The following is an 11,773-nucleotide window of genomic DNA, read 5'->3' on the forward strand; positions in this document are numbered from 1 at the left end:
GCCGGCCGGTATCCAGGGCGGTGAGGGTGTGGGGCATTTCGATGACGAGGGCTTTGGCCATGCCCAGCAGCCGGCCGCCGCGGTGCGGTGACTCAGCCCGGGCCAGGGCGATCTGCTCAGCCACACCCAGGCTCTGTTCTTTGGATCGTTTCTTGCCGAGATCCTCGGCCGCCAGGGTGCTGCTGGTGGCCAGCCCGGAAGCGGCCTGCGCCGGACCGTCCACAGTCGCGAATTCGGCTTGTTCCTGCCGCTGCCTGGCCTCAAACTCGACCGCGAGCCGGGCCTGCTGCCCGGTGGCCCAGTGTTTAAATTTCTCCACCTCCGCGGTCTGGTCGATCAGCCCGGGACCGTCGGCCGTGAGATCGGCCCGTAAAAGCGTCTTCACTGCCCCGACCCGGTTGTCGAGACCCAGCCCGGGTGCCCCCGCAGCTGGGGCAGCACCGTCGGAGTTCGAACCGGCCGCAAACAGCTCGTCCCTATAAAGGAGCTCGGGAAACGGATCCTCCGGGAAAACGCCGTCGGGATACTCCCCACCCGGAAAGGGGTCCTCCGGAACCACCGCGTCGAGGTAATCGTCATACACAAACCCGCCAGCCGCGAGTTCATCATCGAACGCAAAGACTTCACCCGTGGACCACCCGCCGGGAACCGCCTCAAAACGGAAAACCGCATCCGGGAAAACCGTGTCCGGAACATCGGCCTCCGGAACCGCGGCAGCAAGCGGAGCATCACCGTTCGGCGACGCTCCTGTCACTGCGGGATTCCCCAGAACCTCCATGACCACAGTCTGCCAACGGGGTACGACAAAATAAGGCGGATCACGGACCAGGCGCGGATAGAATCTAAAAATTTTTTGAGGCGGTCCCGGAACGAAAACCGGGTAGCAGTTCAGGGCGTTCCCAGCCCTGGGAACGCCCTGATCTGCTACCTAGTTGGGTCCGTCGGCCCCGGGCTTCGACGAGCACGGGCTTCGACAAGCCCAGGTCTCACAGGCTCAGCCAGCGGCGGCCTGGGCCACCTTGCGCTGTTCCGCCCGGTACTGCTCGGCGATGGCAGGGCGGAAGTCGGGCTCGGGCGTGCTGTCCAAAGCCAGCTCCCACTGCGGCCGCTCCCCCGTAAGTGCCCATGCGGCCTGGACGGCGGCTCCCCTGGCCACGTACTCGCCGGGACTGGGAACCAGAACTGGCAGGTCGAATACCTGGGCCGCGATCCGCTGGACAGCCGGGTTCTGCACGGCACCGCCGATCAGCAGCAGCCGCTCGGCCGGGTGGCCCAGGGCACGGAGGGCGTCGAGTCCCCCGGCCAGCCCGCAGAGCATCCCTTCCACGGCGGCGCGTGCGATGTTGTTCCGGGTGGTCGACGCGATGCTGAGTCCGGAGAAGCTGGCCGTGGCGTGCGGCAGGTTGGGCGTCCGCTCCCCCTCGAAGTACGGAACCAGCACCACGCCGCCCGCTCCCGGTTCCGCGTCCAGCGCCAGCCGGGACAGCTCGTCGAAGTCCACTCCCAGCAGCCCGGCAATGGAGGTGAGCACACGCGCGGCATTGAGGGTCACGGCAATGGGAAGGAACAGCCCGCTCGCGTCGGCGAAGCCCGCCACGGTGCCGCTCGGGTCGCCGATCGGTGCGTCGGAGACGGCAAAGACGGTCCCGCTGGTGCCCACGGACACGACGACGTCACCTGCCCGGGCACCCAGGCCAAGTGCCGCCGCGGCGTTATCGCCCGCACCGGCACCCAGCCGGACAGACTGCCCCGGCAGGACACCCTCCCCGGCAATCGACGGGTGAACGGAACCCGGTGAAGCACCGGGCTCCAGCACACGCGGCAGGATCACCGCACCGCCGGAGCCAGCTGCACCCGAGGCTTCGACGGCGTCGCGGCCGAAGGCGAGGCGGAACAGTTCCAGGTCGTATTCGCCGGTGGCCGGGTTCCAGTAGCCCGTGCCGCTCACATCGGAGCGGTCCGTGGTGAGCTGCCCCAGGTCAGGCCCCAGAGGGCTGGCCCCTACCGGGCCGTAGCCCCTGAGCCGCCAGGTCAGCCAGTCATGCGGAAGCACGACGGCGGCCACCCGGCTGGCGATGTCAGGCTCGTGATCGCGGACCCACCGGATCTTGGTAACGGTGAAGGAGGCCACCGGAACCAGCCCGGTCCGCTTGGCGTAGTCCGCAGCGCCCACCTCTTCGGTAAGTACCGCGGCGGCTTGAGCCGAGCGGGTGTCGTTCCAGAGCAGCGCGGGCCGCAGCACGTTGCCGTAAGCGTCCAGCAGCACCATGCCGTGCTGCTGGCCTCCCACGGAAACCGCGCTGACCCCGGCGAGCCCGCCGGCGTCGTCGAACGCTGCGGACAGCGCCCGCCACCAGTGGTCCGGGTGGACCTCGGTTCCTTCGGGATGGCCGGCACGGCCCTCCCGGACGAGCGCGCCGGTGTCCGCGTCCAGCACCACCACCTTGCAGCTTTGGGTCGAGGAATCGACCCCGGCAACGAGGTTCAGAGGAGCAGCCGCCATGGGATCAGCGCGCGCCGAGCAGGTGTTCGATGAACAGCTGCTGGAGCTTCACGAAGCCGAAGCCCTTGCCGCCGAAGTAAGCATCGGCGTCGAAATCCTCGTAGGAGGACCTGTCGGCGAGGAGCTGCTCGTAGCCTTCACCCGGGTTCAGGGTGGGAACGTTGATCTCGGAAACCCGCGACGCCTCCAGGGCAGCCTGCACCTCGGGGTCGGCGCGGAAGGCCTTGGCACGCTCCTTGAGCAACAGGTAAGTCTGCATGTTCGCGGCTGCCGAATCCCAGACGCCGTTGATGTCCTCGGTGCGGCTGGGCTTGTAGTCGAAGTGGCGCGGGCCGTCGTAGGCCGGTCCGCCCTGAGGACCGCCGTTCTCCAGCAGGTCGACGAGGGAGAAGGCGTTCTGCAGGTCGCCGTGGCCGAAGACGAGGTCCTGGTCGAACTTGATGCTGCGCTGGCCGTTGAGGTCGATGTGGAACAGCTTGCCCTGGTACAGCGCCTGGGCGATGCCGTGGGTGAAGTTCAGCCCCGCCATCTGCTCGTGGCCGGTTTCCGGGTTGATGCCGAACAGTTCCGGGCGTTCGAGGGTCTCGATGAAGGCCAGGGCGTGGCCCAGGGTGGGCAGCAGGATGTCGCCGCGGGGCTCGTTCGGCTTGGGCTCGATGGCGAAGCGGATGTTGTAGCCCTTGTCCGTCACGTAGTCGCCCAGCAGGTTGACGGCCTCGCGGTAGCGCTCGAGGGCGCCGCGGATGTCCTTGGCGGCGTCGTACTCGCTGCCCTCACGCCCGCCCCACATCACAAAGGTCTCCGCGCCGAGCTCGGCGGCCAGGTCGATGTTCTCCAGGACCTTGCGCAGGGCGAAGCGGCGCACGCCGCGGTCATTGCTCGTGAAGCCGCCGTCCTTGAAGACCGGGTGGCTGAACAGGTTGGTGGTGACCATGGGGACCACCATGCCGGTGGCCTTCAGCGCCCCGGTCAGCCGGTCAATCTCCCGCTGCCGGTCAGCGGCGGAGCAGCCGAACGGGAAAAGGTCGTTGTCGTGGAAGGTGATGCCGTAGGCGCCCAGGTCACTGAGCCGGTTGATGGCCTCCACCGTGTCCAGCGGCGGCCGGGTGGCGGACCCGAACTGGTCCTGCGCCTCCCAGCCGATGGTCCAAAGACCAAAGGAAAACTTGTCTTCACGCGTGGGCTGAATCGCCATTGAATGCTCCCGAATTGGTGTGGAGGACCTGCCCCTGAAGTAAGAAAGCGGGGAAGAGCCGGGGAAATGTTCCACAAACAAACATATTCGAATTCGGGAGACTGTCAACCCTTTGTCTTGAGACTTCACACTGGTCCCCAGTAGGGAAAAAAGCTATCGATAACGCCCCAATCGGTGTTATGTTCTCGGAAACACCAAAACGAAGGGCTGTTCATGGTTAGCGAAGCAGGGACCGAGCTGCACACCGAGCAGTACAACTGGGCGGGCAACCTCAGGTATGGCGCCGCTGAGTTCCGGGAGCCGGCAACAGTTTCCGAACTCCAGGAACTGGTCGCCGGCGCCACCAAGCTCCGCGCCCTCGGTTCCCGGCACTCCTTCAACCGCATCGCAGACACATCCGGCCTCCTGGTTTCACTGGAGCACCTGGCCCCTGCCATCGACGTCGATCCGGACTCCCTGACGGTGACGGTGAGCGGCGGCACCCGCTACGGAACCCTGGCAGCGGAACTGCAGCGGCAGGGCTACGCGCTGCACAACCTGGCATCGCTCCCCCACATCTCTGTGGCAGGCGCCGTCGCCACCGCCACCCACGGCTCCGGCGACCGCAACGGGAACCTGGCCACCGCCGTCGCCGGCCTTGAAATTGTCACGGCCGACGGCGGGATCCTTACCGCCCGCCGCGGCGACGCCGACTTTGACGGCATGGTGGTGAACCTGGGCGCCCTGGGCGTGGTCAGCAGCCTGACGCTGGACATCGAGCCCACGTTCACGGTGGCCCAGACGGTGTTCGAGAACCTGGACTGGGAGCAGGTCCTGGCGAACTTCGACGACGTGACCTCCGCGGCGTACAGCGTCAGCCTGTTTACCGACTGGAGCGGGGACCGCATCGCGCAGGAGTGGCTGAAGTCCCGGACGGCGGCGGATGCAGATGGGGAGCCGCAGGGGGCGGAGTTCTTTGGCGGCAGCCCGGCCACCGAGCCCAGGCACCCCATTGCCGGTGTCCCCGGAACCACCTGCACGCAGCAGCTCGGCGTCCCCGGCCCGTGGTCGGACAGGCTGGCCCATTTCCGGATGGAATTCACTCCCAGCAAGGGCGATGAGCTGCAGAGCGAGTACCTGGTCCCCCGTGAGCACGCGGTGGATGCCATTCGGGCGATGCGCCGGCTGTCCCACCTGGTGACGCCGCTGCTGCTGGTCTCGGAAATCCGCACCATGGCCGCGGACAGTCTCTGGCTGAGCCCGAATTACGGCACCGACGGCATTGGCCTGCACCTGACCTGGCGACAGGACCAGCCCGCCGTCGAGGCCGTGCTCCCGGTGATCGAGGCTGAGCTGGCACCGTTCGGCGCCCGTCCCCACTGGGGCAAACTGTTCGACGGCGATGCCACCCGCCTCGCGCCCCTGTACCCGCGCTTCGCCGACTTTAAGGCCCTCGCGGGCCGCCTCGATCCGGAGGGTAAGTTCCGCAACGGCTTCCTGGACCGGGCAGTTTTTCTGGACCGGGCAGTTTTCGACAGCTGATAGTGTTCCGATGATGTCTTCCCCTCGCCAACGGGCTGCCCCGACCGCGCCGCCCAGCGAGCTCGACCCCTCCCGCCGGAACAACCTGGCCCTGATCACGTCCCTGGTGCACCAGCACCGCGTCCTCAGCAGGGCGCAGCTGACACGGCGAACTGGACTGAACCGGTCAACGGTGGGCACCCTGATCGGCCAGTTGGCTGCGCTTGGCCTGGTGTATGAGACGGCACCAACAGGCGGGGCCCAGGTGGGCCGGCCGAGCCCGGAGGTGCGTCCCAGCCCGTCCATCGCAGCCCTGGCCGTCTACCCGGAGATCGATGCGGTCACTATCGGCCTGGTGAACCTCGGCGGCATCGTGCAGAAAAAAATCCGCTTCGCCACCGAACGGATTCCCAGCGCGCGGGAAGCCGTCAACATCGCCGCGGCCGTGATTGAGGGAATGCGCACCGAGCTGGACCACTCGTACCGGATCGCCGGCATCGGTGTTGCGGTTCCCGGCCTGGTAAACCCTGACGACGGGACGGTCCGGCATGCGCCGCACCTTGGCTGGCGGAACGAGCCGGTGGCACGGATGCTGGGCGAGGCCACAGGCTATGCCTGCCAGGCCGCCAACGATGCCTCCCTCGCCGCGGAAGCGGAGCTGATCTTCGGGGCCGGTGCCGGGCGGGACAACCTTGTGTACCTCAACGGCGGGGCCAGCGGCATCGGCGGAGGGATCATTTCCGACGGCAGGCTGCTGCGCGGCGCCGCCGGCTACGCCGGGGAACTGGGGCACACGCTGGTCCGCACCGATGGTGCGCAGTGCCACTGCGGCGCCACCGGCTGCCTCGAAACGGAAGTGTCGCAGGGGCGGCTCTTCGAACTCCTCGGGCTTCCCGGCGGCGACACGTCCCAGCTGGAACAGGCCCTCCGCGCATCCAGCAGTCCCGCCGTCGCAAAAGAGATGGCCCGGCAGCTTGGCTACCTGGCCATTACGCTGCGGAACACCGTCAACACCTTCAATCCGGAGGTAATCATCCTCGACGGTTTCCTGGGCGTGCTCTACGAACTGGATCCGGCCACACTCGACGAACTCCTGCGGTCGCAGGCCCTGGACGGTCCAGGCGGCCAGGTCAAAGTCCATCCTGCGGCGCTCGGGTCGAACCTGATGATGATCGGCGCGGCGGAACTCGGGTTCGCCCGGTTCCTGGCCGATCCCGTGGGGCTGGCCTCCGCCGGGCCGGGCTCCGCAGGTGCGGGCTTCGCGGGTGCGGGCTTCGCGGGTGCGGGTTCCGCCGCGGAATAGCCGCGGCGGAACCCGGCAGATTACTTGCCGAAGGCGACCTCGTATGTCCGCGTCTGGCTTCCGTCCTCGCTCCTGACGGTAACCGCTGCAGTTCCTGACTGTGTGTCAGCCTGCGTGACCGTGACCGTGGCGTACGGGTCGGCCGCGGTGGCCGTGACCTCCTGTCGACCGCCCTGGGTGCTGGCCCGGTATGTGGTGACTTCCGGGTCGAAGCCGGCCAGTGGCTGGCCGTTGACGGAAATGCCCGCGGCAGCGGCGTCGGAGGACTTGCCCGGAGCCAGTGCCAGGACCTGCACCTCGCTGACCGTCATATGGGTGTTCGGCCGGGCGGTAAGCACCACCCGAACTTCCCTGGTGTCCACGTTGGCAACCGGAACCGTCACCACCGGGGCGGGGCTGCCGCCGGGCACCTGGACTGCGGCGCCCGCGTTCTGCCACGTGCCGTCGGCCGCCTTCGCCTGAACCTGGAGGCTCTGGGCGTAGCTGTCGGTGGATCCGTCGCGGAAGAAGTGGACCTTGACTCCGGCCACGGTCTTCACGTCAGCCAAGGAAACTGACAGCGTGTCCGTGGTGTTCTTGGTGCCGGACTTCCAGTTGGACCATGCCTTGTCCGTCAGGTTTCCGTTGCCCAGACCGGCTGTGCTGTAGCCCGGTTCGGTAAAGCTGGCGCCGAAGACCGCCCCGGGATCATCGGCCACGTTGTCGGGCGTTCCCGCAGTGACCTGCACCCGGACGGTGGCCGGGAGTGTCCTGCCGTCGGCGGCGTCTGCCGTGCCCGCAACGGTGGCTACGCCGGTAGCGGTGAACGGTCCTGCCGTCTCCCAGACAACAGGCCGCTCCACCTTGCTGCCGCCCGTGGTCACCGCGGTCACGGTGGCGGGCAGCACGGGAGTTCCGCCGGCATACGTCTTGGCGCGGGCCGGAAGGGTCGAGACCAGCGTGTCGACCGTGACGTTGGCCGTGACCGGATGGGCAACACCCAGGACGTCGGTCGCTGTTCCGCGCACGGCAACGGTTCCGGGCTTGCTCCACCGGGCGTCCGGCGGCATCGTCCAGGTCACCGGCAGCCCGCCGCGGGAACCGTCACGGTAAACCGGCACTACGGTGTCGGGCAGCTCCGGGGCGGTCCCTGGCACGGTGAATGCCGCAACGTCCTGGAATCCCTGGACAGTCTCGTCGATGACCTTCCAGCGCTGGTTCTCACCGGAGTTCGCCGTCCACAGCGTCACCGGGGAGCCCTCCGCGGTGGCATGCCCGCCCACCTCCAGGAGCCTGCCGGTGGCAGCATTGACGAACGTGTACGTGCCGTCGCCGGTAGTGGACATGGTCCACTGTGAGGCTTCCGCCGGGTCTGCTGCCGCCGGCACCAGGCGGGGCGTTCCGTCGACGACGGCGAGCTGCCGGCCGCCGTCGGGCGTTTCAACCGCGTAGCGGGCACGGTTGCTGTTCTCGCCGCTGAGGCGGCGGAGGTTCCACTGCTGGTCGGCGCCGGCGCCGGAACGGATCACCGCGCCATCAGCGGCCTGGGTGAGGGATTTGCCGCTTTCGATGCCCTGGAGGCGGTAAGTGTGGCCTGACTGCACCAGGGCCGCGTCCTTGGCCACGCCATGCACACCCTTGATGAGGAACGTCGTGACCGATTCCGCCGGTACCGTGAGCAGCGCCGTGCGGTCCTTGCCGACGGCGACCGGCTCACCTTCCGCGAGCGCACCGGATGCGTCGCTGGTCACCGGCGTCACGGTGGCGTTGCCTTGAACGGCCCCAAAGCCGGAAAGGTCCAAGGCGACGGGACGCTCCTGCTTGCTGTCGTTCACGTGCACCACGGTGGCGCCGGAGTCCGTGACTGCGGCCGTGCTGTTGAGGTCGTTCACCTTGACCAGGCGGTCGCCGGGCTTGATGTAGTGCGTGAAGTTCCGCGCTGTGTTGTATTTGGTGTTCGTGTAGATCGGGCAGCTTTCGAGGGTGTCGCCGGCAGCGCAATCGAAGGGTAGCTGGATCTCGCCCCAGTTGGACCCGATGGCACTTTCGCCGCCGGGCTTCATGTTGTTGTAGTCCTCAACGGGCTGCCAGAACACCCAGGCCGAGGGTTCCAGTTCGCGGAGGTCGTTGACCATGTGCTGGGCCAGTCCCAGGCCGGGCTGCATGCTTGTGAAGTTCTGCCCGTCCAGCCAGGAACCGCCGGTTTCGCTCATCCACAGCGGCTTGTCCTCGCCCTTGGCGATATCCCGGACTGAGGTCCGCTGTCCGGTTCCGTAGGTGTGGACGTTGAGCTGGCTGACCTGTGACCTGGCCTCCGCCGAGTAGCTGTTCCAGTTGTTGGCGAACGTCGAGGGGTTGGTTTCGTCCATGGCGCTGATGACTGCGTCCGTGTCAGCTGCGGCCAATGCCTTGGCGAGGGACTGGACCACCTTCTGCTGCAGTTCGGGGCCCATGTGGGCACCTTCCTGCCGGCCGCCGACCGGCTGCCCGTCCGCATTCAGGCTGGTTCCCCAGTAGGGGGTGTTCGGCTCGTTCATGGGATCGAGGGTGTCGATGTTGATGCCGTGGGCTCTTTCCAGCTCCTTGACGGCACCCACCAGGTAGGCGGAGAAGTCGTCAACGCTCTCGCTCCGCAGCTGGTCCTGGGAGGAGTTGAAGCCGCCTGACACATATCCGCTGACGGTCTGGAACCAGGGCGGGGAGTTGCTGAAGGCTTCCCAGTGCGTGATGTCCTTCTTGATCCGGTCCACCCACCAGCGCTGGGTCCGGTCGGCGTCGAGATTCCAGTGGTCGGGGTTCTCCGGATCCCACCAGTCCTTGTCCTCCCGGGTAGTTCCCTCGGGGGCCTTCCACCAGCCTTCCACCGCGCCGCCGGCCCGGAGGTAGTCCTTCACGTCCGGGGCGTTTCCGCCGCCGATGTTGTACCGGGCAATGTTGAGGTTCAGCCCGTCGTCGCCGAAGACCATGTCGGCGAGCTTGTTCCGGATCTCGTCAGGATAGCCGCCGGTGGCGTTCGCGAACCAGACCAGGCTGGTGCCCCAGCCTTCGAAGGCGTCGCCCTGGTAGGAGGGGTCCGGCCGTACGGTCACGGCGCCGGCAGGCACGGGTTCCTGGGTTGCCGGCGCGGCGAGCGCGGGTCCGGCGCTCAGGCCGGCCGCGAAGACCGCCGCGGTGACGCCGGCGGCGGTCACGGCCCAGGGCCGTCTGGATCTGTTCGTCATTGAATTCCCTTCGGTGCGGTGCTGCTGCTTATCTTTGGGGACTGCTGCCTTAGTTAGATTTGTGAAGAACTGCCACGCCGCGGGCGGCCAGCTTGGCAGTGCCGGTCAGGACAGCACCCGGCACTGCCGAGATGTCCACCGCGTGGTCTGTTCTGTTGATCAGGAACCGGAAGCGGCCGTTCTCACCGGTACGGATGGTGAGTTCGACGGCGCCCTGCAGTTCCGCTGGCAGTTCAGACTCGACGCCGGCCAGGCCCGCGAATTCACGCAGGACGGGGACCAGGCCGTCAGGCCCAAGCCGCGTGGCCACATAGCCGGCCGATCCGGCGCCCACACTGCGCCGCGTCACGGCCGGCTCGCCGGCGCGGTCACCGGAGGTGAAACGGCGCAGGACCTTCGCCTCGTCAGAGGTGGTGGCCACAGCGTCTGCCCACAGCGTGCCTGTTGACCCGCCGTCGAGCGTTACTTCTTTCCCCGGCGCCAGCGGGCCGAACTCCTCCACCCGGATCCCCAGGAGATCACTGAGCGCGCCGGGATACCCGCCGAGCCACACGTGGTCGTTCTGGTCCACGACGCCCGAGAAGTAGGTGGTCACCAGGTGCCCGCCGGCTTCAACGAAACCGGTCAACCGCGAGCGCAGCTCCGCCGGCACCACGTGCAGGACGGGTGCAATGACCAGCTGGTAGCCCTTGAGGGCGGACGCCACCGGGAGGACATCAGCGCGGATGCCGTTGGCCAGGAAGGCCGAGTACCAGTCCAGCGCCTCCTGCCGGTACCGGAGGCGGTCTGTGGGATGCGAGTCCAGTTCGCTGGCCCACCAGGAGTCCCAGTCGAAGAGGATCGCGGCCCGGGCCGGTTCACGGCGGCTGCCGGCCAACGGCGAGAGCTGTTCCAGGGTCTGTCCCAGTGCGGTGACATCGCGGAAGAGCCTGCTGTTGCTGCCCGCGTGCGGCACCATCGCGGAATGGTATTTCTCCGCGCCGGCACGCGACTGCCGCCACTGGAAGAAGCAGACGGCGTCGGCACCGTGGGCCACGTGGGTAAGGGAATCCCTGGCCAGTGCCCCGGGCTTTTTGGGGATGTTGACGGGCTGCCAGTTGACGGCGCTGGTGGAGTGTTCCATCAGGAACCAGGGGTTTCCGCCGGCAATGTTGCCGGTCAGGTTGGCAGAGAAGGACAGCTCGTCATGGTCCTGCGGGCCAGGGACCACGTAGTGGTCATTGGAGACGAAGTCGACGTCGGCCGCCCAGGCCGCGTAATCCATCCCCTTCGTCTCCCCCATCACCATGAAGTTGGTGGTGACGGGGATGTCCGGGGTGATGCTGGCGAGGATCTCCCGCTCGGCGCGCAGGTAGTCCCGCAGCGAGTCCGATGAGAAGCGCTTGAAGTCCAGCTGTTGGGTGGGGTTCGGGTAGGACGCGGCCTGGCGCGGCGGGAGGATGTGGTTCCAGTCCGCGTAGTGCTGGGACCAGAAGTCGGTACCCCAGGCGGCGTTCAGCTCCTCAAGGGTGCCGTAGCGGTCCTGGAGCCAGCGGCGGAAGGCGGCTGCGGCGTCGTCGGAATAGTCATAGACGTTGTGGCAGCCGAGCTCGTTGGAAACGTGCCAGGCGCAGATGGCGGGGTGGTTCTTGTAGCGTTCCGCCATGGCCCGCACGAGCACCAAGGCATGTTCGCGGAAAACCGGGGACGTGGGCCGCCAGTGCTGCCGGCCGCCTGGCCAGAGGGTTTCGCCCTTCCGGGTGACCGGGAGGATTTCGGGGTGTTCGGCGGCCAGCCACGGCGGCGGCGAGGCGGTCGCCGTGGCAAGGTCCACGGCAATGCCGTTGGCGTGCAGCAGGTCGATGACGTCGTCGAGCCAAGCGAAGTCCCAGGTGTCCCGTGCAGGCTGGAGGCGTGCCCACGAGAAGATCGCCAGGGAGACGATGTTGACCCCGGCTTCCTTCATGAGCCGCACGTCCTCCGCCCAGACCTCGCGGGGCCACTGCTCGGGGTTGTAATCGGCACCGAAGGCCAGCCGCTTTGTGTCCGGGGACGGCCAGCGCAGCCAGCGGTGGGGCGTGGTGTGGGACATG

6 protein-coding genes and 1 pseudogene are annotated in these 11,773 nt (G+C 67.5%); 2 read left to right on the forward strand and 5 right to left on the reverse strand.

The annotated features are described in order from the left end of the window. From ACFUTU_RS00005 to xylA, 3 genes and pseudogenes are all read right to left on the reverse strand, one after another. Nucleotides 1–778 (reverse strand): annotated as a pseudogene (locus ACFUTU_RS00005) (hypothetical protein); the annotation flags it as partial. 216 nt (nucleotides 779–994) lie between these two features. After that, nucleotides 995–2,503 (reverse strand): xylulokinase, encoded by a 1,509-nt coding sequence (gene xylB, locus ACFUTU_RS00010; protein ID WP_377959719.1) that lies wholly within the window; start codon nucleotides 2,501–2,503, stop codon nucleotides 995–997. Between the two features lie 4 nt (nucleotides 2,504–2,507). Continuing rightward, a complete protein-coding gene (gene xylA, locus ACFUTU_RS00015; RefSeq protein ID WP_377959720.1) occupies nucleotides 2,508–3,698 on the reverse strand; it encodes a xylose isomerase in 1,191 nt (396 codons plus the stop codon). A gap of 213 nt (nucleotides 3,699–3,911) precedes the next feature. Here xylA and ACFUTU_RS00020 point away from each other — a divergent pair, with 213 nt between their 5' ends. Both ACFUTU_RS00020 and ACFUTU_RS00025 read left to right on the forward strand, forming a co-directional pair. Further along, nucleotides 3,912–5,219: an FAD-binding protein gene (locus tag ACFUTU_RS00020; protein WP_377959721.1), complete on the forward strand. Its 1,308-nt coding sequence runs from the start codon at nucleotides 3,912–3,914 to the stop codon at nucleotides 5,217–5,219. A 10-nt stretch (nucleotides 5,220–5,229) separates the two neighbouring features. Continuing rightward, entirely contained in the window at nucleotides 5,230–6,501 is a 1,272-nt protein-coding gene (locus ACFUTU_RS00025; protein ID WP_377959722.1) for an ROK family protein, read from the forward strand. 20 nt (nucleotides 6,502–6,521) lie between these two features. Here the strand turns inward: ACFUTU_RS00025 and ACFUTU_RS00030 are convergent, their stop codons facing one another. Together ACFUTU_RS00030 and ACFUTU_RS00035 are read right to left on the reverse strand one after the other, a co-directional pair. Further along, a complete protein-coding gene (locus ACFUTU_RS00030; RefSeq protein WP_377959723.1) occupies nucleotides 6,522–9,701 on the reverse strand; it encodes a glycoside hydrolase in 3,180 nt (1,059 codons plus the stop codon). A 49-nt stretch (nucleotides 9,702–9,750) separates the two neighbouring features. After that, a complete protein-coding gene (locus ACFUTU_RS00035; protein WP_377959724.1) occupies nucleotides 9,751–11,772 on the reverse strand; it encodes a beta-galactosidase in 2,022 nt (673 codons plus the stop codon). Nucleotide 11,773: the final 1 nt, after the last annotated feature.

Origin of the sequence: Arthrobacter sp. NPDC057388, assembly GCF_042668165.1 — a bacterium.
In the GTDB taxonomy this organism is placed as follows: domain Bacteria; phylum Actinomycetota; class Actinomycetes; order Actinomycetales; family Micrococcaceae; genus Arthrobacter.